This window comes from Caulobacter sp. FV2ps19 (assembly GCF_058681035.1).
In genome coordinates, this window is the sequence record NZ_CM178729.1 from 1,172,036 (window position 1) to 1,194,036 (window position 22,001).

General features: G+C 67.0%; 17 protein-coding genes. 11 read left to right on the forward strand and 6 right to left on the reverse strand.

The genetic code is table 11. The annotated features are described in order from the left end of the window. The first annotated feature begins 82 nt into the window (after positions 1-82). From ACW18B_RS05670 to ACW18B_RS05680, 3 genes are all read left to right on the forward strand, one after another. A complete protein-coding gene (locus tag ACW18B_RS05670) occupies positions 83-553 on the forward strand; it encodes an NUDIX domain-containing protein (RefSeq protein ID WP_492050264.1) in 471 nt (156 codons plus the stop codon). Between the two features lie 237 nt (positions 554-790). After that, on the forward strand, positions 791-2,230 hold the full coding sequence (locus ACW18B_RS05675; RefSeq protein WP_492050266.1) for an aldehyde dehydrogenase family protein: 1,440 nt from the start codon (positions 791-793) through the stop codon (positions 2,228-2,230). A gap of 176 nt (positions 2,231-2,406) precedes the next feature. Next, positions 2,407-3,174: a hypothetical protein gene (locus ACW18B_RS05680; protein ID WP_492050268.1), complete on the forward strand. Its 768-nt coding sequence runs from the start codon at positions 2,407-2,409 to the stop codon at positions 3,172-3,174. A 456-nt stretch (positions 3,175-3,630) separates the two neighbouring features. Here the strand turns inward: ACW18B_RS05680 and ACW18B_RS05685 are convergent, their stop codons facing one another. Then, positions 3,631-3,906, reverse strand: a complete 276-nt coding sequence (locus ACW18B_RS05685) for a hypothetical protein (RefSeq protein ID WP_492050270.1) — start codon at positions 3,904-3,906, stop codon at positions 3,631-3,633. Between the two features lie 396 nt (positions 3,907-4,302). On the opposite strand from ACW18B_RS05685, the gene ACW18B_RS05690 reads away from it, so the two are divergent. Next, positions 4,303-5,241 (forward strand): mechanosensitive ion channel family protein, encoded by a 939-nt coding sequence (locus tag ACW18B_RS05690; RefSeq protein WP_492050272.1) that lies wholly within the window; start codon positions 4,303-4,305, stop codon positions 5,239-5,241. Between the two features lie 36 nt (positions 5,242-5,277). Here ACW18B_RS05690 and ACW18B_RS05695 read toward each other — a convergent pair whose 3' ends face one another. Further along, positions 5,278-6,210 (reverse strand): CPBP family intramembrane glutamic endopeptidase, encoded by a 933-nt coding sequence (locus tag ACW18B_RS05695; protein WP_492050274.1) that lies wholly within the window; start codon positions 6,208-6,210, stop codon positions 5,278-5,280. A gap of 1,310 nt (positions 6,211-7,520) precedes the next feature. Here ACW18B_RS05695 and ACW18B_RS05700 point away from each other — a divergent pair. After that, positions 7,521-9,389, forward strand: coding sequence for an AMP-binding protein (locus ACW18B_RS05700; protein ID WP_492050276.1), 1,869 nt, complete (start codon positions 7,521-7,523; stop codon positions 9,387-9,389). A 19-nt stretch (positions 9,390-9,408) separates the two neighbouring features. Here ACW18B_RS05700 and ACW18B_RS05705 read toward each other — a convergent pair whose 3' ends face one another. Continuing rightward, positions 9,409-11,826, reverse strand: a complete 2,418-nt coding sequence (locus ACW18B_RS05705; RefSeq protein ID WP_492050278.1) for a M20/M25/M40 family metallo-hydrolase — start codon at positions 11,824-11,826, stop codon at positions 9,409-9,411. Between the two features lie 279 nt (positions 11,827-12,105). Then, positions 12,106-14,619 (reverse strand): TonB-dependent receptor, encoded by a 2,514-nt coding sequence (locus ACW18B_RS05710; protein WP_492050280.1) that lies wholly within the window; start codon positions 14,617-14,619, stop codon positions 12,106-12,108. Between the two features lie 256 nt (positions 14,620-14,875). Here ACW18B_RS05710 and ACW18B_RS05715 point away from each other — a divergent pair, with 256 nt between their 5' ends. Next, positions 14,876-16,333, forward strand: coding sequence for a protein adenylyltransferase SelO (locus tag ACW18B_RS05715; protein ID WP_492050282.1), 1,458 nt, complete (start codon positions 14,876-14,878; stop codon positions 16,331-16,333). Positions 16,334-16,422: 89 nt separating this feature from the next. Then, positions 16,423-16,569, forward strand: coding sequence for a hypothetical protein (locus ACW18B_RS05720; protein WP_492050284.1), 147 nt, complete (start codon positions 16,423-16,425; stop codon positions 16,567-16,569). 123 nt (positions 16,570-16,692) lie between these two features. Here the strand turns inward: ACW18B_RS05720 and ACW18B_RS05725 are convergent, their stop codons facing one another. Further along, positions 16,693-17,898: a winged helix-turn-helix domain-containing protein gene (locus ACW18B_RS05725; protein ID WP_492050286.1), complete on the reverse strand. Its 1,206-nt coding sequence runs from the start codon at positions 17,896-17,898 to the stop codon at positions 16,693-16,695. Positions 17,899-17,987: 89 nt separating this feature from the next. On the opposite strand from ACW18B_RS05725, the gene ACW18B_RS05730 reads away from it, so the two are divergent. Further along, on the forward strand, positions 17,988-18,833 hold the full coding sequence (locus tag ACW18B_RS05730) for an aldose 1-epimerase (protein WP_492050288.1): 846 nt from the start codon (positions 17,988-17,990) through the stop codon (positions 18,831-18,833). Between the two features lie 101 nt (positions 18,834-18,934). Further along, positions 18,935-19,246 (forward strand): DUF1272 domain-containing protein, encoded by a 312-nt coding sequence (locus ACW18B_RS05735; protein WP_492050290.1) that lies wholly within the window; start codon positions 18,935-18,937, stop codon positions 19,244-19,246. A 308-nt stretch (positions 19,247-19,554) separates the two neighbouring features. On the opposite strand, the gene ACW18B_RS05740 is transcribed toward ACW18B_RS05735, so the two are convergent. Beyond that, positions 19,555-20,850, reverse strand: a complete 1,296-nt coding sequence (locus ACW18B_RS05740; protein WP_492050291.1) for a lytic murein transglycosylase — start codon at positions 20,848-20,850, stop codon at positions 19,555-19,557. A gap of 219 nt (positions 20,851-21,069) precedes the next feature. Here ACW18B_RS05740 and ykgO point away from each other — a divergent pair, with 219 nt between their 5' ends. Together ykgO and ACW18B_RS05750 are read left to right on the forward strand one after the other, a co-directional pair. After that, positions 21,070-21,195 (forward strand): type B 50S ribosomal protein L36, encoded by a 126-nt coding sequence (gene ykgO, locus ACW18B_RS05745; protein ID WP_492050293.1) that lies wholly within the window; start codon positions 21,070-21,072, stop codon positions 21,193-21,195. 100 nt (positions 21,196-21,295) lie between these two features. Beyond that, complete coding sequence (locus ACW18B_RS05750) at positions 21,296-21,916, forward strand: HAD-IA family hydrolase (protein WP_492051622.1); 621 nt, start codon at positions 21,296-21,298, stop codon at positions 21,914-21,916. The last annotated feature ends 85 nt before the right edge of the window (positions 21,917-22,001 follow it).

The window sequence follows — 22,001 nt, forward strand, 5'->3', positions numbered from 1 at the left end:
CTGTGTACCGCTCAGTGGGTCAATTTGCAAGATTTTCGCAGACCCGCGACGCGGCGCGCGGGTTTCGGCTACCCTGCCGTCCATGCTCTGGCGTCGTCATATCGAACCCTTCACCCGCCCCCTGGTCTATGCTTGGTTCCGCTGGAACCGGGGCCTGACCCTGGGGGTGCGCGCCCTGGTCACCGACGGCGAAGGCCGGGTCCTGCTAATCGAGCACACCTATGTGCCCGGCTGGTACATGCCCGGCGGCGGGGTCGAGCGCGGCGAAACGGCCGAGACGGCGGTGATCCGCGAGGTGCAGGAAGAGGCCGGGATCCGGGTCATCGGCCGGCCGCGCCTGCTGTCGGTCCACGACAACAACGCCCACCATCCGCGCGACCACGTGCTGGTCTATCGCATCGACGCCTGGGCGCCCTGCGCGGCCGCCAATCAGGGCGAGATCCACGCGGTGGGCTGGTTCGCCCCCGACGCCCTGCCCGCCGACACCACTCCGGCCACGCGGCGTCGGATCGCCGAGGCTCTGCAGGGGGGCGAGAGTGATCCGCTGTGGTGAACGCCCCCTCACCGGTCATCCCCCCGAAAGCGGGGACCCAAGCTGGGTCTGCGGATGATCGCTCGGCATCGCCAACCTGCCTGGTCCGCTTGGGTCCCCGCTTTCGCGGGGATGACCGGGATTTGGAAGTCGGGGCTTCCCACCTGAACGCCGATCATTAAAATGGTTGTTTGAAGACGGTCCGCCGCATCCCCAAATCAGAGCGGACCTCACATCCCCAAAGGGCAGGAGCACGGCATGCGCGACTATACCAAGTTCTATATCGACGGGGCCTGGGTCGATCCGGTCGCGCCCAAAACGCTGGACGTGATCAACCCCGCCACCGAAGCGGTTTGCGGCAAGATCTCGATGGGCGGCGTCGCCGACGTCGACAAGGCGGTCATGGCCGCCCGCAAGGCCTTCGCCAGCTTCAGCCTGACCAGCCGCGAAGAGCGCATCGACCTGCTGGAGCGCATCGTCGCCGAATACATGAAACGCTTCGAGGACATGGCCAAGGCCATCACCGAGGAGATGGGCGCCCCCGCCTGGCTGGCCCAGCGCGCCCAGGCCGCCATGGGCATCGGCCACGTCCAGACCGCCATCGCGGTGCTTAAAAACTATGAGTTTGAGGAAGATCGCGGCACGACCCGGATCGTGAAAGAGCCGATCGGGGTGTGCGCCTTCATCACGCCGTGGAACTGGCCGGTCAACCAGATCGCCTGCAAGGTCGCGCCCGCCCTGGCCACCGGCTGCACCATGGTGCTCAAGCCTTCGGAAATCGCGCCGTTCAGCGGCTATATCTGGACCGAGGTCCTGGCCGCCGCCGGCGTGCCGCAGGGCGTGTTCAACCTGGTCAATGGCGACGGCCCGACGGTCGGCGCGGCGATGTCCAGCCATCCGGAAGTCGACATGGTGTCGTTCACCGGCTCGACCCGGGCCGGCATCGAGGTGGCCAGGAACGCCGCCCCCACCGTCAAGCGCGTGCATCAGGAACTGGGCGGCAAGAGCCCCAACATCATCCTCGAAGACGCCGACTTCCAGCGCGCCGTCTCGGGCGGCATCGGCTCGGTGATGATGAATTCGGGCCAGTCGTGCAACGCCCCCACCCGCATGCTGGTGCCGGGCCAGAAGATGGACGAGGTCATCGCCATCGCCCGCGCCGCCGCCGAGGCCCACACGGTGGGCGACCCCAACGGCAATTCCAAGATGGGCCCGGTCGTCTCGGACGTGCAGTGGAACAAGATCCAGGGTTTGATCCAGAAGGGCATCGACGAGGGCGCCACCCTGGTCACCGGCGGCACGGGCCGGCCCGAGGGTCTGGACAAGGGCTATTACGTCAAGCCCACCGTGTTCGCCAATGTCACCAACGACATGACCATCGCCAAGGAAGAGATCTTCGGCCCGGTGGTCTCGATCATCGGCTACGACAGCGTCGATGAGGCCGTGAAGGTCGGCAACGACACCGAATACGGCCTGGCCGCCTATGTCTCGGGCAATGACCTGGACGCGGTGCGCAAGGTGGCCGCGCGGCTGCGGGCCGGCCAGGTGATCCTCAACGGCGCCGGCACCGACATGATGGCCCCGTTCGGCGGCTACAAGATGAGCGGCAACGGCCGCGAGTGGGGCGACCACGCGTTCGGCGAGTTCCTCGAGACGAAGGCGATCCTGGGGTACTCGCCGAAGGTGGCGGCGGAGTAGGGGTTACTGCGTTAGACGGGTTTGGAGGGGCGGGGCTGAAGGGCTCCGCCCTTCTTTGTGTTGTAAGCTTGCATTTGCTCCTCCGCGGATTTTGGCAGGCGCATTGCGGTCCGTCTGACCTGTTCCCCTCTGGGGAGGAGCCCCTATGATAGCTATCTAGTCTCGGGGTGAAGCCGATGGATATTGATGCCAAGATCGCGCTAGTCAGTGAATTTCGCGAAAAACTCAAAAGCTACGGTGAAAGCCGCAACCAAAATTATCGCTCCGAGCTCAATAAGTTGATCCGGCCGGTGCGCCGGGAAGTTATGGAAGCTGGATGTTTTCAGACTTTCACGCTTTATCCACCGCCCATGATTGGCGGACCAGTTTTCCACGACGTCGACTTGTTCAGCAGTCTTTTCGAGTCGCACTACGGAATGAGTGGAAACTCAAAAGTTATCGACATGCTCGATCAGACACTTGGTGTTTTACAAGACTGGAAGATCAATCCACCGAAGGAAACTGGGTCAATGGAACCTGTTTTTCGAGACCCAATTCAGCGGGGTTATGTGTTTATCGCTATGCCTATGGCCGGCAACAAACCTGAATACGACGACGTTCTCGATGCAATTAAGGCAGCGGCTACCAAGCTTGGCCTCAATGCAGAGCGGGTCGACGAAATTCAAAGTAATGATAGAATTACTGATCGCTTGCTGGAAAGTATTAGGAGGGCGGAATATGTTATCGCCGACCTAACAGATACGCGCGCGAATGTATTCTACGAGGCAGGTTATGCGGCGGGTCTTGGAAAAATTCCGATCTATATCGCTAAAGACGGCACAAAACTTGAATTCGACCTAAAAGACTATCCAGTGATTTTCTTCACTAGTATGCGGTCATTGCGAGAAGGGCTGGAGGCTAGGTTGGCAGGTCTTATGACCAAGCGATCTGGGGAGCCCGTCTAGTTATTCAAAAGCGAACGCCCCGCGTCCCAGCAAGCCCTTCATCTCTTGGAGGCTGCAGCGTGCCGGTCTGGACAGGTCAGTCAAGGACCGCCTCCGGCGGCCGCGTCGCGGCGGCCCGTAGGGCCGTCCTTGAGTGACCTGTCCAGACCGGCGATCGTCTCGCCGTGAGATGAAGGGTTGGCTCCCTTCGGCGCGAAGGGGCTTTCCACACACGCCAACAAAAAGCTCCGTCATTCCCGCCCTTGTGGCGGGAACCCCTCTGTCCGCCGCAGGTGCGGGTGGGGCGGATCGCTGGCGATCCGCTTGCGTCTCACGGGTCAGCTGAACCAGGGGTTCCCGCCACAAGGGCGGGAATGACGGGAGATGGGGTTGGGGGCCAGGGAAGGGCGTCCAGACCGCCGAAGGGCTGGCGCCCTTCGGCGAAGGCTCGGAATGACGGGAGGCTTTGGAGGGGGGCTATCCTCGTCCGCCGCCGCCGCGCGCCGCGCCGCCCAGCGATCCGATCCCGATGAAGAATCCGAAATCGTACCAGCCGCCCGCGTTCGGAAACGCATACATGCGGATGGCGGGATCGAAGAGATGAGCGACCAGGGCGAAGGGCGCGATCAGGCCGTGGACCAAGCCCAACCAAAAGCCCGGCGCGCCGCTGACGTCCGCGACAGGCTGACTGGCGCAGCCGCAGAGCACGAAGAGTAGGAGTGGTCCGATCAACGCCTTGGCCTTGATGGTCATGGTCTGTCCCCCCCCTGGCTTCAAGCGCGGACGCCCCGGCGTCCCGCCAAGCCCCTTCATCTCTCGTAGGCCGCAGCCTGTCCAGACCGGCGATCGTCTCGCCGTGAGATGAAGGGGCGGCACGCCGCGACGGATACAAATCTCCGTTCTCCCCGGCGAAGGCCAGGGCCCAGATCGAACCTACGGAGGGCGGCGCGCCTGGCTTGGTCAGACGGCGCGTCATCCCCAGACGCTCAGGCTGAATCTGGGCCCCGGCCTTCGCCGGGGAGATCGGGTTGAGGGGCTCGGGATGACGGAGGTTTTGTGCGGGGCGAGGTGCTCTGCCCCCCACCCCCACGCAACCTTGACCATAGCGGGCGCGTTTAAGCCCTCCAGACCTCCGGAGACCCCCGCCCCATGACCGCCCCGCCCGCCGACCCTGTCACCTCGCTCTTTGACATGATCGGCAGGGCCGCCTCGGGGGATCCGGTGATGATCCGCAATCTGGTGGCGGTGCTGGGCTCGTTCTCGGTGCGCATCCTGGTGGCCGGCCTGATCCTGGCGGGGACGTTCTGGCTGGCCAAGCGGCTGGCGGGGGTGGTCCGCAGCGGGGTGGCGCGGGTCACCCGCCACCAGCCGGCGGACCCCACCCTGGGCCTGTTCGTGTCCGGGTTGGTCAAGTACGTGATCATCGCCATCGGCCTGATCGCGGTGCTGCAGCAACTGGGCGTCCAGGCCACCTCGGTGATCGCGGTGCTGGGCGCGGCATCCCTGGCCGTGGGCCTGGCCCTGCAGGGCACGCTGAGCAATGTCGCCGCCGGGGTGATGCTGCTGCTGCAACGCCCCTACCGGATCGGCGACCGGGTCGAGCTGAACGGCCGCCAGGGCGTGGTGGCGGGCATGGATCTCTTCAACACCCGCCTGCTCGACTATGACGGCCTGACCCTCTACCTGCCCAACGGCAAGGTGTTCGGCGACATGATCGTCAACATCACCCGGGCGGGCCGCCGGCGGATCGAACTGTCTTTCGACATCGACTACGAGGACGATCTGGACGTCGCCCTGGCCACCTTGCTGGACCTGTCGTCCGCCGACAGCCGGGTGCTGGCCCACCCCGCGCCCTGGGCCCGGGTCACCGGCCTGGTCGACAGCGGCGTCAGCGTCACGGTGCGCTGCTGGACCAGTCCGGACGACTGGCTCGACACCAAGTACGACCTGGTCAAGACGATGAAGGAAGGCCTGGAGGCCGCCGGCCTGACCTTCCCCTATCCGCATCAGGTCAATGTCGAGCGCGCGGCGGTGCGGCCCCCTGCTGCGGCGGCCAAGGCTTTGGCGTCCAAGGCGGCCAAGGATTGATGGAACAGGCGCGGGCTGGACGAAGCGCTCGCGCGCCTACCCCAACCCCGGCGCCGAATACCGCCGCTCCGGCCGCAGCGCGCCGGTGATCAGGAAGAACGCCACCCCCGCCAGCAGCACCGCGCTGGTCGCCACGCTGGCCTCGGGGCCGAAGGCGCCGCCGGTCAGCCACCAGGGCGCGCCTTGCACCGGGGCCAGGTCGACGACCAGGCTGTCGACGGCGACGCGCGCGCCGCTGACGTCCAGGCCAAAACCGACGCCCAGCAGGGTGTTCCAGGCGCTATGCCAGGCGCAGACGCCCCACAACGAGCCTTCCTTGATCGCGTAGAGGCTGATCATCACGGCGAACAGCACCAGATTGACCATGGCCAGGCCCAGTTCGATCGACGGCTTGATATTGCCCGCATGCAGCAGGGCGAAGATCAGCCCGTTGACGACGATGGCGAGGATCAGGCTATGGCGCGAGGCGACCAGCTGCATCAGCCAGCCGCGAAACATGATCTCCTCGGTGGCGCCCTGGACCATGAAGCCGGCGAACAGGGCCAGGATCGGGATGAACAGCGCCGGGCTGGGCGCGCTCCATATGCCGATGCCCTCGATGCGATAGGCGCCCAGGGCCCAGGCCAGGCCGATGGAGGCGATCAGGAAGCCGGCTCCGACCAGCAGGCCGCGGCCGTAGCGGACCAGGGCGTCGCCGTTCAGGCCCAGGGCGGCGGGCGATCGCCGCTCGAACAGCCAGGCCCAGGCGAAGATCATCAGGGCCGTGAAGCCAAAGCCCAGAAGCTGGACCGTCGGGGGCCGCCACTGGGTGCTCAGATCGGCCTGGTGAAAGCCCATCGGCTTGAGCAGGCCAAAGATCGTCAGCAGCTGGCCGGCGATCAGGAAGACCACCATCAGCACGGCGGCGGCGGCGGACCAGGTGCGGCGGTGCCGCGTGGTGCGCGGCGCGTAGAGTTCGATCTTGCTCATGGGGATATCGGCGCCGGGAACGCCTTGCCAATCTTTCAGGACAGGTTGAAGTCGCGGCCATTAGCGACAGGTTTCCCGGAACTTCTATTTAAATATCTGTCACTTGATCGCGCCGGCCTGGGTCGTGGCCGTTGCTGTGCTTTTAGGGCTTCAAGGGCTGTGCGGTGTGGTCGTTGTGGCATTTGCACTCTGGACGCGAACCCGAATCACGCGGCGTGATGATCTCAGGGACGTGCGTTCAGTGAAAAGTCGAGGCGTGGTCATGTCTAGCGTCGAGCAAAGGCCAAGTCCTCCCGTGACTTGGTGGCAACGGCACCCGGTGACGGGTCTGCTGGCGGGATGGGGTCTGATTCTGGCGAGCCTGGCGGGGTGGACCTTCCTGCACTGAAGGGCTGTCGCGCCGGTGGCGCGATGACGGGGATGGCGATCGCGCCGTCCCCGGTCCGGGACGGGGATCAAGGATCCTTCTCCCCCTTGCGGGAGAAGGTGGCGCGCAGCGCCGGATGAGGGGTCGATTGATCTCTCGGGATGGGCGCGCGGCGTTGCGGGATTAGGCTTTGAGGGCGTCGCGACCCCTCATCCGTCAGCCTTCGGCCGACCCCTTCTCCCGCAAGGGGAGAAGGGGGAGCGTGACGCTGGCGCGGGACGCTGACGAGCGTCCGGACAATCGACGCAGCCCCCCAAAAATCTCCCGTATTCTAACCCCACCTCGTCGCGGGGAAGGGCGCAAGGCCAGCGACCGAAGCGGCGGCGGGGTGTGGTCGAGCGGGAAGCTCTCTCGATGGCGGGTAAAGGCCGCCAACCTCTTTTGGTCTCTGGCGGCGGTCGGCCTTGCAGCACAGAAACGACGTGATCAAAACGAGGGTCGGTTAGCAGCAGGCGGGCTGAAAGGTCCGCGGTCCGGTGGAGGCGCTCCTCCATCCGCCCGTCGGGGGCGCGGAGGGTCAGGCGATAACACCGCCCGGCCGGACGCGCTTTCGGATAACGGCGACGCGGAGCGCACGGCTTCGTCGAAACGGTAATCTCTATCTCTCATCCGGGCGAGGCCCGGACGCTCCGCAGCCCTTCCCATCCCTTCAGCGGGTTTCCGCGTGAGGTTGCGGACACTTGCCCCCACCGGACCGCTTCGCGGTCGTCCGCCCCCGGAGGGGGCGGATGAAATCATCTTCCCCCTCCGGGGGAGGAGGGCCGCAGGCCCGGAGGGGGCGAGTCTGGCGGACCCCACGTCCCCTCAACGCAACCTTGCCCTCAGCCCGCATTGCGTTAACGTCTGCTCCAAACAGAACAATGATAACCTAGGGAGTGAGACCATGACGCCAGCCGATGGCGCGTCGCCCCTGCGCGATGTCAGCAAAGTCCCGTTCAAGCCCCTGCCGATGAAGGGCCCCGACGTCAGCGTCGAGCATCGCCCCGACGGCAGCATCGTCATCACCTCCAACCACGCGCCGGGCGAAGGCCCGCGCTCGATCGCCCATCTGCTGGCCCAGAAGGCGGCCGAACATCCTGATCGGCCCTATCTGAAACAGCGCGAGCCGGGCCATGGCCCCTGGCGCGGCGTCACCTACGGCCAGGCCCAGCGCGCGGTCGAGGGGATCGCCCAGTTCCTGCTCGACCAGGGCCTGACCGCCGACGACAGCGTGATGATCCTGTCGGGCAATTCGATCGAGCACGCCCTGATGACCCTGGGGGCCTATGGAGCCGGGGTTCCGGCCGCGCCGATCAGCCCGGCCTACAGCCTGATCTCCACCGATCACGCCAAGCTCAAACACTGTTTCGACAAGGTCGCCCCGCGGGTGGTGTTCGCCCAGAGCGGCGCCCTGTTCGAGAAGGCTCTGGCGACGCTCAAGGCGCTGGATCCGACCCTGACGGTGATCACCGCCGACGGAACCGGTGACGGCGCGCTGAGCTTCGACGCCGTGGCGGCCACCGTTCCCACCGCCGCCGTCGCGGCCGTCCGCGACACCCTGGGCCCGGCCACCGTGGCCAAGTACCTGTTCACCTCCGGCTCGACCGGCCTGCCCAAGGCCGTGCCCCAGACCCACGGCATGATGGCGGGCGTGATCGCCGGCCAGGACGGGCTCAAGCTGGACGAGCCCGAGACCGGCGAGGTGTCCCAGAGCCTGGAATGGATGCCGTGGAGCCATATCTCGGCCGGCAACATCAATTTCAACGCCGTGATCTGGGGCGGCGGCACCCTGCATATCGACGAGGGCAAGCCGCTGCCCGGGATGTTCGAGACCACGATCAAGAACCTCTATGAGGTCTCGCCCGTGGTGTTCGGCTCGGCCCCGATCGCCTTTTCCATGCTGGCCGAGGCGATGGAGAAGGACCCCGTGCTGCGGGCCTCGTTCTTCAAGAACCTGCGCTACATGGCCTATGGCGGGGCGACCCTGTCCAACGACGTCTATACCCGCATCCAGGCCCTGGCCGTCGCCGAAACCGGCCATCGCATCCCGCTGGCCACCATGTACGGCGCCACCGAGACCCAGGGCGTCACCGTCACCCACTGGATCACCGAGCGGGTCGGACTGGTGGGTCTGCCCCTGCCGGGCCTGGCTTTGAAACTGACGCCCAGCGGCTCGAAATACGAGGTGCGGGTCAAGGGCGTGACGGTGACGGCCGGCTATCACAAGGATCCGGACCGGACGGCGGCCGCCTTCGACGACGAGGGCTTCTACTGCCTGGGCGACGCGGCGCGGTTCGTGGATCCGGACGATCCGGCCAAGGGCCTGGTGTTTGACGGTCGGGTCACCGAGGACTTCAAGCTCGACAGCGGCACCTGGGTCAGCGTCGGGGTGCTGCGCCCCGACCTGGTGGCCGCCTGCAGCCCTTATATCGCCGACGCGGTGATCTGTGGGCAGGACAAGGGCTTCATCGGCGCGCTGCTGTGGCCCTCGCCCTCGGGGCTGATGGCTCTGGTCGCCGATCCGGGGCCGGGCACGCCGATGGAGAAACTGGTCGCCTTCCTTCGCGAGCGCCTGGCCGCCTTCAACGCCACGGCCGGCGGCTCGTCGCGGCGGATCAGCCGCTTCACCGTCATGACCGAGCCGCCCTCGATCGACGCCGGCGAGATCACCGACAAGGGCTATGTCAACCAGCGCGCCACGCTGGAGCGGCGGGCGGCCCTGGTCGAGGCGCTGTTCGCCAATCCGCCGGGGGAGGGCGTGATCGAGGTCTAGGGATCAGCCGACGCGCCACTCACCAGGCCAGCCGGGCATGGGCCAGGACCAGGGTCTTGTCCGACAGGCCGGTGGCCATCAGTTCAGGCGGCTTGGCGGCCGGAGGTTGGGCGCCTTGCGGCCAGCCTTCGCGCCGTTCCAGCACCGCCGCCTCGACCCGGCCCGAGGCCCGCGCGGTGAAGCTGAGGGTCACCCCGTTGGGGTCGGGGGCGTAGGCGACCACGGTTGACCAGCCGTCCGGCCGGGTGACCAGGGTGATGGGCCGGCCGTTCAGGCGCGGATCGGTCAGGGCGGTGGTGGCGCGGATCTTCAGGCTCAGCGCCTCGGCCCCGGCGTCAGGCACGACCCGGATCAGCAGGCGATCGCCCGAGCGCTCGGCGGTCAGGACCGGCGGGACCACCTTGGCCAGGCGGGTTTCGGACATCCAGACCGGATCCGGATTGAACGGCGGCAGGGCCTGTTTGCGTGGCGCGGTCCCGCCGTCGGCGATCAGGGTGGCGCGGGTCCAGGCGTCCAGCCGGGGCATGGACGACACCCGCCAGGCCTTGCCGGTCGACGGGTCGGCCAGATAGTGGGCCTCGGTCAGGTTGGGGCGCTGGGGCGAGGCGCCGGGCAGGGCGGCGAACACCGTCAGGCCCGATCCGACGACCAGCAGAGCCGCGACGCCGCGCCAGCTCCAGTCCGACTCGGCGAAGTCGAAGGTCAGAGGCACCAGGGCGGGCGCGGCCAGCAGCACGAACACCGCCAGGACAGCGGGCTCCATCAGACCGACGCCGGCGAAGGTCCAGGCGCCCCAGGCGGCCAGTTGGGCGGTGATCAGCACGGCGAGCAAGCCGATGGCCAGGGTCACGGCCAGGGCCACCCGGCGGTCGCGGGTGCCACCCAGGCCCAACGCCAGGGTGGCGCCGAGGCCGGCGATCAGCAGCGGCCAGGTCAGCATCACGGTGGCGCCGGGGGCCAGGATCTGGGCGGTCAGGGCCAGCAGGAACAGGACCTTCAGGCCGCCGATCCACACGCCCAGCACGCCGATCGGCCCGCCCAGCGCCGCCCAGACCAGCACGGCCACGGCGACGCCCAGGCCCAGGCCCACAGGATCAAAGCCGCCGACCGCGCTGCAGGCGCCGCCCAGGGCCAGGGCGATCAGACTGGGCCAAAGGCGTTGCAGACCCCGGGCCTGGGCCGTGATCACCGCCAGCCCGACCCCGGCGCCGAGGGCGGCGGCGCCCAGCAGCAGCAGGTTGAAGCGGCCCAGCAGGTCATACAGTCGCTGCTCGCTGTCGAGGCTCAGCAGTCGGCCCAGCAGGTGCAGGACCAGGGCGCTGGCCAGCAGCAGCAGCAAGGCGCCGGCGACGCCCCGGGCGATCTGCGTGAGGCTGGTCCCCTTCAGGGTCAGGGCGCGGAAGGCGACAAAGCCGATCATCCCGGCGGCCAGGACCAGGAGACCCCAGCCCACCGCGGTGGAATAGCTGATCAGGAACAGGCCCAGCACGTCGGAATAGATGGCGTTGGGCGTCCGGGCCGGCAGGGCGGCGGCGCTGGCCAGGGCGCGGGCGGTCGGCAGGACCTCGTCGCCGATATGCTGCAGGCTGCCCTGGTCCAGCCGGTCGGGCGTCGACAGCGGCGTGTGGTAGGCCAGCTGGTTGTCGATGATCGCGAAGTTCAGGCCTGGAAGGTCCGCCTTCACCGCATGGGTGAAATCGGTGTCGTTGGGCATTTTCTCATAGACGGTCGAGGCCAGGGAATTGGCCGAGGGCCGCTTGGCCGACCGGCCCATCAGGGCCAGAAGTTCGCCGTTGCCGGGTCCGGTCTGGAACATGGCCGCCCGGCCGGCGTCGCCGCGAGCCTCCATGTTCAGCACCACGCCCACACGGGCCACCAGCGGGTCGCGGGCGAAGAAGGCGTCGGCCCCCAGCAGACCCGCCTCCTCGCCGTCGGTGAACAGGAAGATGACGTCGCGGGCCAGGGGCGGGCCGGCCTTCAGCGCTCGCGCGATCTCCAGCGCCGCCGCCGCGCCCAGGGCGTCGTCGGCCGCGCCGGGCGAATTGGGCACCGAGTCATAGTGGCTCATGATCAGCACGGCCGGCAGGTCGCGCGACTGGCCCGGCAGGATCCCGATCACATTCTGCACGGCCGCGACGCCCAGCACGGTTCCGTCACGCGAATAGGGTCGGGCCCCGTCGCCGGGATGCACCGAGACCTCAAGTCCCAGTTCGCCGATCCGCGCCAGCAGGTGGTCGCGGACCTGGGCGATGGCGGCCGAGCCGATGGGGTGGGGGCGCTGGGCGATGGCGCGGACATCGACCATGGCCCGCACCGCCGAGAAGGCCGTGGCGGGGGCGGAGGCCTCGACCGGTTTGGGCGTCTTCTGGGTCAGGGCCCCCAGGCCCAGGCCCAGCGCCAGACAGATCCAGAAACCCAGTACCCTGATCGCCTTCACGGTCTTCGCCTCGCGCTTCGAATCCCCAGAGCCTTTTAGCTTCACATGGAAACATGTGAAGCGCTCAAAAAGGCTCTAAATCATACACTTAGAGCGCGATTGCCGCCGAAACCGCGTACACTTTCGGCTATCGCGCTCCAGGATAGGGTGCGTCGGGTCGGTCGTGATCGGAAGGCCAAAAGAAAAAAGGGCGACCTGGTTGCCCAGATCGCCCTTCCTTCATCCGAAAGCCGAAGGCCCTGCTCGCTTTGGAGAGCGGGCCCCCGGATCCCCTCCCGGTTAGAACTTCGCCCGCAGCGTCACGCCGTAGGTGCGCGGCGCGCCGAGGAAGGCGTCATAGGTGATGGTGTCCTTGGACGCCACATAGGTGGGGCTTGTGGCGCTGATGCCCGAAGAGCCTTGCAGGGTGCCGTTGAAGGCGACCTGCATATAGTCTTCGTCCAGCAGGTTCTGGCCCCAAAGCTCCACCGTCCAGGCTTCGTCGGCGTCACCCAGACCGATCCGGGCATTGACCACCGTATAGGCCTTCTGGACCTTGGGCGGGAACAGGTCCGAGCCGGTGTTGTAGGACGAAGAGTACTTGGCGCCGACATTGAAGCGCGCTTTCAGGCTGTCGCCGACCCGGTGCTCATAGGTCATCGAGCCCGAGGCCGAATATTCCGGCGCCAGCGACAGACGGCTGCCCGGCAGAAGCGCCAGAGCGTTGGTCGGATCGTTGGGAACCTTCTGGTCGCCATATTCGGTCTTGGCGTAGGTGAAGCCGCTCTGAACCGTCAGGCCGCGCACCGGGGTGAACCACATGAAGTCGGCGTCGACGCCCTGCGAGGTCACTTCGGGGATCGAGCGCACCGCGAACGAGGTGCCCAGGAAGGTGTTGAGCTGGAAGTCGGTGAACTTCTGGTAGAAGCCCGTGAAGTTCAGCAGCACCGAGCGGTTGAAGAGCGTGTTCTTCAGGCCGATTTCATAGCTGTCGACGAACTCGCCGTTGAACGAGGTGTCATAGATCGGCAGCACGCCGACGCCGCCGCTGGGCAGGCCGTTGGACGACTGGGTGCGGTCGAGGTTATAGCCGCCGCCCTTGTAGCCCCGGGCGTAGGACGCATAGCTGAACACTTCCGGCGAGAAGCGATAGGCCGCCTTGATCGTGCCCGACCATTCCTTGTCGGTGCGCGACTGTTCGGTGTGACGCTTGTCGAACAGGGGGTTGGCCCAGGGCAGACACAGATTGCCGACGATGGTCGGGGTGGCCGCCGCGCCGACGATGCTGGCGATGCGAGCCTGGCCCGCCGCGGACAGGGCCACGCCGCAGCCGACGCCGCCGTCCGAGTTGGACTGGTTGGTGGTCAGGTCCTTCTTGTCGATGCTGTAGCGCAGACCAGCGGTGATGCTGAAGGCGTCGGTGAACTGGTAGGTGTTGTTGGTGAACAGGGCGACCGTCTTGGCGCGCTGGTTATAGGAGTCATAGAGACCCTGGCCCGGCGTGAACGTGGTGTTCGGCGCGCGGCCGGTCAGCAGCGAGACGAAGTTGGCGACACCGCCGGGCGCCACCGAGGCTGACAGCAGGCGACCCAGATACTGCTCGTAATCATTGCCATAGAGGAAGTTGGCCTTGGTATCGAGGCGCTCATCGGCCAGGAACGTGCCGACCAGCCAGTCGAGGTTGCCGGTCTTGCCCGCCAGGCGCAGTTCCTGGGTATAGGTGGTGAACTCGCTGTAGTTGGTGCCGTCCTTGTTGCGATAGGCGAGGTCGGCGGTGCTGAAATCGCTGTCCTGGCCGTTGTCGGTGCGCCAGTTGCGGATGGCGGTGATCGAGGTCAGCTCGCCGATCGGCAGGTCGATCTTGCCTTCCAGCGAAATGCCCTTGTCCTCGATCGAGGACGGCGCGCCGCGGTTGGAATAGGCGACGCGGTCGAAGGGCTTGGCGACGGGCGCCACGGCTTCGCCGCCGGCCAGCAGGTTCAGGACGCCCGCCGTCGGGCCAGTGCGGATCTGCACGGCGCCGCAGCAGTTTTCATCACGCTTGGTATAGTCGGCGATCAGCTTGAAGGTGGCCTCGTCGTTGGGGATGAACAGCAACTGGCCGCGGACGGTATAGAAGCCCTGATCCTGATCCTGATCGCGGTCCGTCGGGCCCTTGCCGTTGACGACGTCGATATAGCCGTCGCGCTCGCGCGCCGCGACATACAGGCGACCTGCCAGGGTGTCAGTGCCGAACATCGGGCCGGTCACCGAGGCCGACACGCCGTGGGCGTTGAAGTTGCCGACGGTGGCTTCGGCATTGGCCTTGAAGCCAAACTCCGGCTCCTTGGTGACGATGTTGATGACGCCGGCCGAGGTGTTCTTGCCAAACAGGGTGCCTTGCGGGCCCTTCAGGACCTCGATGCGCTCCATTTCGCCCAGATCGCCGAACGACACGCCGTTGCGGGGGCGATACACGCCATCGATCACGACGCCGACCGAGCTTTCCAGACCGGGATTGTCCCCGACGGTGCCGACACCGCGCACGCGGGCGGTGGTCGAGGCTTCCGATGTCGTCGAGGTGACGGTCAGGCCGGGGGTCAGGATCGTCAGATCCTTGATGTCCTTGACGCCGGTGTCTTGCAGCAGCTTGGCGCCGACGGCGGTCACCACCACAGGCACGTCCTGCAGGTTCTGCTCGCGCTTCTGCGCGGTGACGACGATGCTGTCGACGGTAAGGGTTTCGGTTTCCTGGGCCTGAGCGACGCTAGAGACGGTCAGACCAGCGAGCACGACGGCGGACGCCGTGCCGCAAAGCACCTGGGTAAAGCGCATTTCCTACCTCGGTTCATTATGCCGCCCGCGCTTGCATCGCTGGCGGCTGTTTTTAATTGGTCACCCGAACGATTGTTCGAATGGACACCCCAGAGTTACGGAGCGTCCCGCTGCAATTCAAGTGAAAACCCTTAGATATAAATGGTTCAGCATGGCCTGTTGCCCAGAAGCGACAGCGTTATGCGGCCATTCCGGAAACCGTAAGATTGCGTTCGAGCGCCTTGTCAGACCGCGTCGGGAGGCTCATCTGCGAGCCATGAGACCCTCGTCCGCCTATCGTCCCGATCCGAAGTTCATGACCTTGGGCGGCGACTTCGCCGATCCGGTGGCCGCCGCGGACTTCCCCATGACCCGCCTGCGCTTCCGAAATGATCGCGCGGCGGCGAGCGTGGGGCTGGACGGCCTGACCGATCCTGAGTGGATCGCGACGTTTGGCCGTTTTGAGCCGTTGCCGGACAATCAGCCCCAGCCCCTGGCCATGCGCTATCACGGTCATCAGTTTCGCAGCTACAATCCCGATCTGGGCGATGGGCGCGGCTTCCTGTTCGCCCAGCTTCGCGAGGCGGGGACGGATCGGCTGCTGGATCTGGCCACCAAGGGCTCGGGCCAGACGCCCTGGTCGCGACAGGGCGACGGTCGGCTGACCCTGAAGGGCGGCGTGCGCGAGATCCTGGCGGCAAGCCAGCTGGAAGCGCTCGGCGTCCCGACCTCGCGCGCCTTCTCGCTGGTCGAAACCGGGGAGGACCTGCAGCGCGGCGACGAGCCCAGCCCGACGCGCTCGGCGGTGCTGACCCGCCTGTCGCACAGCCACATCCGCTTCGGAACCTTCCAGCGTCAGGCCTATCTGGAGCGCCCGGACCTGATCACGGTCCTCGTCGATCACGCGGTCGAGACCTACTATCCGCATCTGGCCAATGAACCCGATCGGCCCGCCGTCCTGATGGCGGCGGTGGTCGCCGCCAGCGCCAGGCTGCTGGCCGGCTGGATGGCGGCGGGCTTCGTCCACGGCGTGCTTAACACCGACAACATGGTGATCACCGGCGAGAGCTTCGACTACGGCCCCTGGCGGTTCCTGCCGCGCAATGATCCCAATTTCACCGCCGCCTATTTCGACCACAACGGCCTCTACAGCTTTGGCCGTCAGCCCGAGGCGGTGTTCTGGAACCTGCAGCAGCTGGCCGCCTGTCTGACCCTGGTCACCGACCAGGCGGGTTTGCTGGCGGCGCTGAACGGCTTTTCCGACGCCTATCGCGACGCCCTGCGTGCGGCGATCCTGCGACGGCTGGGCCTGAAATCCCGCGATCCGGCGTCTGACATCGACCTGGTCAGCGCCGCCTTCAAGGCCCTGGCCGGCGGCGGCGAGGCGCTGCGCTGGGAGCCATTTTTCTTCGACTGGTTCGGCGGCGCCGCTTCGGATACCCGCGCCATGGCCGGCCCCCGCGCAGGGCTTTATGGCGAGGAGGCCTTTGTCGACTTCCGGCGGCGGCTGGCGGATTTCGAGCCCGAACGGCCACAGCGCCTGGCGCACCCGGCTTTTGGCCGGGAGGAGCCGGAAGAGTTGCTGATCGATGAGGTCGAGGCTCTGTGGGCCCCCATCGCGGCCGGGGATGACTGGGCGCCGCTGTACGCCAAGCTCGACCGGATCGAGGCCACGCGACAGGCCTATGGTTTCGGGAGCGCGAGCGACGGCGGTGGCTCTAGCAACGCGGTCTGAACTTTTCTGTTCGGGTCCGGAACAATTGTCACGGTTCGGGCTTATTGCTCTACATTCTGACGCTCGCTGAGGCTTTTCGGAGAGACCCCATGCGCTTCTTCCAACCCCTGACCCTTCTGTTCCAGCCGATCATGCTGGTCGGGGCTGTGGCCATGTCGTTCGTCGGCGCCCTGGGTATCCCAGGCTGCGCCCGCGCAATCAGCGAGTGCCTCAACGAGGCCCGCGAGGTCGCCTGAGTCCTGTCGGGTCAGACGGCCCGTCGTTCGCCTCGCTGAGCCGTCAGCCCGTCTTGGACCGGCGCTGACGCGCGCCCCGCCTCGCGAAGCGCGAGCGGGGTCGGTTGTGTCTATCAATAGGCTTCAAGCGGCCAGCGCCGCTTTCAGATCCGCCGCCAGGTCGCCCTTGTCGGCGACCCAGACATCCGCAAGCTTCAACCACTCGGCCATCACCCTGAGCTCCTGGGCGAGGGCGGCAGGCGTCTCGCCATTGGCGACCGGTTCGGCGTGCGTCGCCTGAACCAGGAGGCGGCCCGTCTTGCGGTCGGCCTTGAGGTCGACGCGGGCGGTCAGGACGTCGCCCTGCAGGAATGGCAGCACATAATAGCCGTGGGTGCGCAGATGGGCCGGGGTGTAGATTTCCAGCCGGATGCGGGCGTCGAAGATCCGTTCGGTCCGCTCACGAAACCAGATCAGGTTGTCGAACGGCGAGAGCAGGGCGCGAGCGTCGATCTTTCGGGGCCGCGCCGCGCCCTCGGCCACATAGGCCGTCTGGTCCCAGCCCTCGACCTTGGCGGGGGTGAGCACGCCCATCTCCACCAGTTCGGCGATGCGGGCGCGGCTCTCGGCGGGGCCCATCCGGAAATAGTCTCGCAGGTCGCGTTCGGTGGCCACGCCCATCGCCTTGGCGGCGCGAGCGATCAGCGCGCGGTGGGCGTCCTCGCGGCTCGGCGTGGGCGCATCGCGGATGACGGCGGGCAGCACCTGCTCGGGCGTGCCGTACACCCGCTCGAAGCCGGCCCGGCGCGTGGCGGTGGTCAGCTCGCCGGCCCAGAACAGGCATTCGACGGCGCGCTTGGACTCGCTCCAGCCCCACCAGCCGCCGGGCCCCTTCTTGGCCCCGATCTCCAGTTCGCCAGCCGAAAGCGGGCCGCGTCGGCGGATCTCGTCCAGCGCCTTGGCGATCAGGTCGGGATGGCTGTCGAGAAACCTGGCCACGCCCTTCCAGACGCCGACCCCGGCCCTGGCGTCGTCCATCCGCCAACGGAACAAGGGGTGCAGGTCGCGCGGCATCAGCGACGCCTCGTGACCCCAGTATTCGACCAGGTCAGGCTTTTTCCCCCAGGCGACGTCTTCCAGAAGGGTGCGCGGATAATCGCCCAGTCGCGAAAACAGCGGCAGATAGTGTGAGCGCGACACCACGTTCACCGAGTCGATCTGCAACAGACCCAGGGTGTCGATGGTCGAGAGCACATGCCGCCGGCCCGGCGCGGCGGGGCGCGCCTTGCCAAATCCCTGCGCCGCCAGCGCCATACGCCGCGCCGTCGTGGCGGAGAGTGTCTCGATCATGGCCGGAGTTGAGCATCGGCCAACGGACCTGTGCAAGCGGCCCGCGCCCAGACTTGTCAGCAATCAGGCTTGGCCCTACCCAGGCGCTCATGATCGTCTTGGAAAACGGCGCGGCGCGCCTTGAGCTTTCTCCCGAGGTCGGCGGCGCCGTCACGCGGTTCACCGTGGGCGGGCGAAACGTCCTGCGCCCCACGCCGGCGGGCGCGACCGACGCGCTGGATACGGCCAGCTTCCCCCTGGTCCCGTTCTGCAACCGCATCCCCCAGGGCCGGTTCGCGTTCGGGGGCCGCGCGGTGACCCTGCCGCCGAACCTCGGCGACCATCCCCACGCGCTGCATGGCCAGGGCTGGCGCGCCGCCTGGACGGTCGAGACGGCCACCGGGGCCGAGGCTGTCCTCGCCTATGATCACGCGCCGTCGGACTGGCCCTGGGCCTACCGCGCCGAGCAACGCATCGTGCTGGGCGAGGCCAGCCTGTCGATCGCCCTGTCGGTGACCAATACCGGCGATGAGCCGATGCCCGCCGGCCTGGGCTTCCACCCCTATTTCCCGCGCCGCGCGGGCGAGGTCCTCAAGGCGTCGGTCGACGGCGTCTGGATGATCGACCAGGACGTCCTGCCCACCGTCCTGCACAAGGGCGTCTGGGGCCCCGACTGGGCGCGCGGCGCGGCGGTCGAGGGCCATGACGGGCTGATCGACCATTGCTACACGGGCTGGACCCAGGCGGCCGCGCTGTCCGCGCCGGGCCTGCCGACCACGACGATCACCGCCGCGCCGGAGTGCCGCTGGCTGCACGTCTATGTCCCGCCGGGCGAGGACTTCTACTGCGTCGAACCCTGCGCCAGCCGGCCCAACCCGTTCGGCGCGGGCGAGTCGGGGATGGTGACCCTGGCGCCGGGCCAGAGCCATGCGGTGTGGATGGCGATCGCGGGGTGAAGCCGACGGCCGATAGCGCCACGTGAATGGCTTAAAACGAGGGAAGATCGTCATTGTCGCCCCGACCTCGCCGGGCCAGACGTCGAGCCTGGAGGTACGACATGGCTCTTGAACTCAGGCCCAACTGCGAATGCTGCGACAAGGACCTCCCGCCGGCCTCGGGCGAGGCCCGGATCTGCACCTACGAGTGCACCTTCTGCAACGACTGCGTTGAGCAGGTCCTGCGCAACGTCTGCCCCAACTGTGGCGGCGGATTTGTCCCCCGGCCGATCCGGCCGTCAAAGGACTTGCGGCCTGGTCTGGGCCTGCCCAGCCGGCCGGCGAGCACCCAGCGACGCAGCCTGTCCTATTCGATGTCCGAAGTGAGAGCCTTCAGCGCACAGCTGGCCGGCACGCCGCCCGCCGAGCGATGACCTCAGGCTTCTGGCGTTGAGTTCAAGGTCCGGTTTCGGGCGCGAGTCTTATTTCTGGACTCGACCCATTGCGGCCGTTCGGAAATAGGCGCCGCCTTTGATAACCGTCATCCCGGGCCTTGTGCCCGGGACCCCTCTATCCGCCGCAGGTGCGGGAGTGGCGGATCGCAAGCGATCCGCTTGTGCTTCACGCGCCCTCTGAACGAGGGGTTCCGGGCACAAGGCCCGGAATGACGGGATTTATTAAGGGCGGCTAGGGGGCGCCATCCGCCCCGAACAGACCCTCGCAAGGTCCGTTATCCGCGCCCTCAGCTGATCCCCGCCGCCGCCTTCAGGCGCCGGACCATGTCCATCGACATATAGCCGTCGGCCGGCAGGTCCCGGCTGCGCTGCCAGTCGCGCAGGGCCTTGCGGCTGCCCGCGCCGATCACCCCGTCGGGCGGACCGGGATCGAAGCCCAGGCGGGCCAGGGCGATCTGGGCGGCCATGCGGTCGGACAGCGACAGCGGCGCGTCGACGGGCCAGGTTCCGACCAGAGGTCCGCCGCCGGCGAAGCGATCGGCCAGCAGGCCGATGCCCAGGGCGTACGAGGTGGAGTTGTTGTACTTGCGGATGGCGAAGTGGTTGGGCAGGGCCAGGAAGGCGGGTCCCGTCGCTCCGGCCGGCAGGATCAGGCCCGCCAGCGAGGCGGCGTCGGCGCTGGTCCAGGGCAGGCCGTCAGCGCGCTTGACGCCCTTGGCTTCCCACCAGGACGGCAATTCGCGCGGACCTTCGGCGAGGCCGTAATCGAAGCCCGGAGGCAGGATCACTTCCTTGGCCCAGCCGACGCCGGGCTTCCAGCCGCCCTTGGCCAGCAGATTGGCCGCGGAGGCCAGGGAATCGGCGTCCGAGCCCCAGATGTCGCGCTTGCCGTCGCCATCGGCGTCGACGGCGGTGGTGCGGTAGTTGCTGGGCAGGAACTGGGTTTGACCCATGGCCCCGGCCCAGGAGCCCTTGAGCTGGTCGCGGGTGGTCTCACCCGAATCGATGATCTTCAGGGCCGAGATCAGCTCGCCCTCGGCCCATCCGCGTCGGCGGCCGTCGGCGGCCAGGCTGACCATTGAGCGGACCACGTCGAAATTGCCCTGGATCTTGCCGAAGGCCGATTCCATCGCCCAGACGGCCAGCAGGATGTCGCGCGGCACGCCGTACTGGCGTTCGATGTCGGGCAGGAAGGCCAGTTCGGTGCGCTTGCGGCGACCCAGGGCGACGCGGTCGTCGCTGACGACGCCCTTGAGGTAGTCGCCCACAGGCTTGGAGAATTCGGGTTGGCGGCCATCGAGGCTGATGACCCGGGCGTCAGGCGTCACGCCGCCCAGTTCTCGCTCCAGGAAGGGGCGGCTCAGGCCTGCGCCCTCCGCCCGAACCATGAAGTCGCCCAGCCAGGTGTCGAAGCTCAACTCGCCCGGCGGAACGGGCGTGGCCGTCGGCGGCGAGTCCTGGGTCTGGGGACTGACCGCCGCGACGGGCGTCGTCATGGCCGCACTGAGCGGTGTCAGCGGTCCCTGCGGAGAGGTGTCCGCGCAACCGGCGAGCAGGAGAATGAGAAAAAGGCTACGATCCATTCGGACAAGCTAGCGGCATCCGCGTGAAGTCTTCAATCACAAGGCCGACAGAGCGGTGAAGTTTCCCGGCGCCGTTCGGTCAGATTGTATCGCCTGAGGGTGAAGGTCCGCATTGACTCCGGCGGCGCCCTTGCCTATACGCCCACCCTCCGAAACACCCGGATGTTCTGGCCGCCCCTTTGGCGATTCCGAACCTCTCCGCTGAATATAGAGACGGTCATGAAGGTTCGTAGCTCGCTGAAGTCGCTGAAGTCGCGTCACCGCGACTGCAAGTTGGTGCGTCGCAAGGGCATCATCTACATCATCAACAAGACCGACCCGCGCTTCAAAGCCAAGCAGGGCTGATGATGCTGAAGCCTTCCCTCTTCGGGATCGAAGAGGACAAGAAGGCTTCATCTCCAAGGAGAAGAGCGTGACGGGCGCCGAAACCGGCATCCACTTTCAGCTGTCACGCTCTGTCGATGGGCCCCGGGCGCTGCTCTGGGACGTCGGCAATGTCATCGTGCGCTGGAACCCGCGCACGCTCTTTGCGAAGATCTTCAGGGAGCCCGCCGAACTCGACGGGTTCCTTTCGCATGTCTGCACCATGGACTGGCATGGCGAGACCGATCGCGGCCTGTCCTTCGCCGACAACATCGCCCGCCTGACGCCGCAGCATCCGCACTATGCCGAGCAGATCGCCGCCTGGTGGGGCCGCTGGCCGGAAATGTTCTCGGGGACCATCGCCGAGACGGAAGGCGTGATGGACGATCTGGCCGCGCGGGGCGTCCCGCAGTTTGGCCTCACCAACATGTCCAGCGAGACCTGGCCTGACGTCCAGGCGATGAGTCCGGTGTTCCGACACTTCCAGGATGTGATCGTTTCCGCCGAGGAGCAGGTCATCAAACCCGAGCGGCGGATCTACGAGATCGTGCTGGAACGCACGGGTCTGGCGCCGCGCGACCTGCTGTTCGTCGATGACAACGCCGCCAATATCGCCGCCGCCGACGCGATGGGTTTTCACACCCACCTCTTCACCGATCCGGCGGCCCTGCGGCCGATGATCCAGGCGCACGGCCTGCTTTAGCCCCGGTCCGAAAAGGAAAGCGCGACGCGGGCGCAAAACCGGTTCCCACTTTTGCCGGCCGCGCCTATGGTCCGCGCCCAATTCC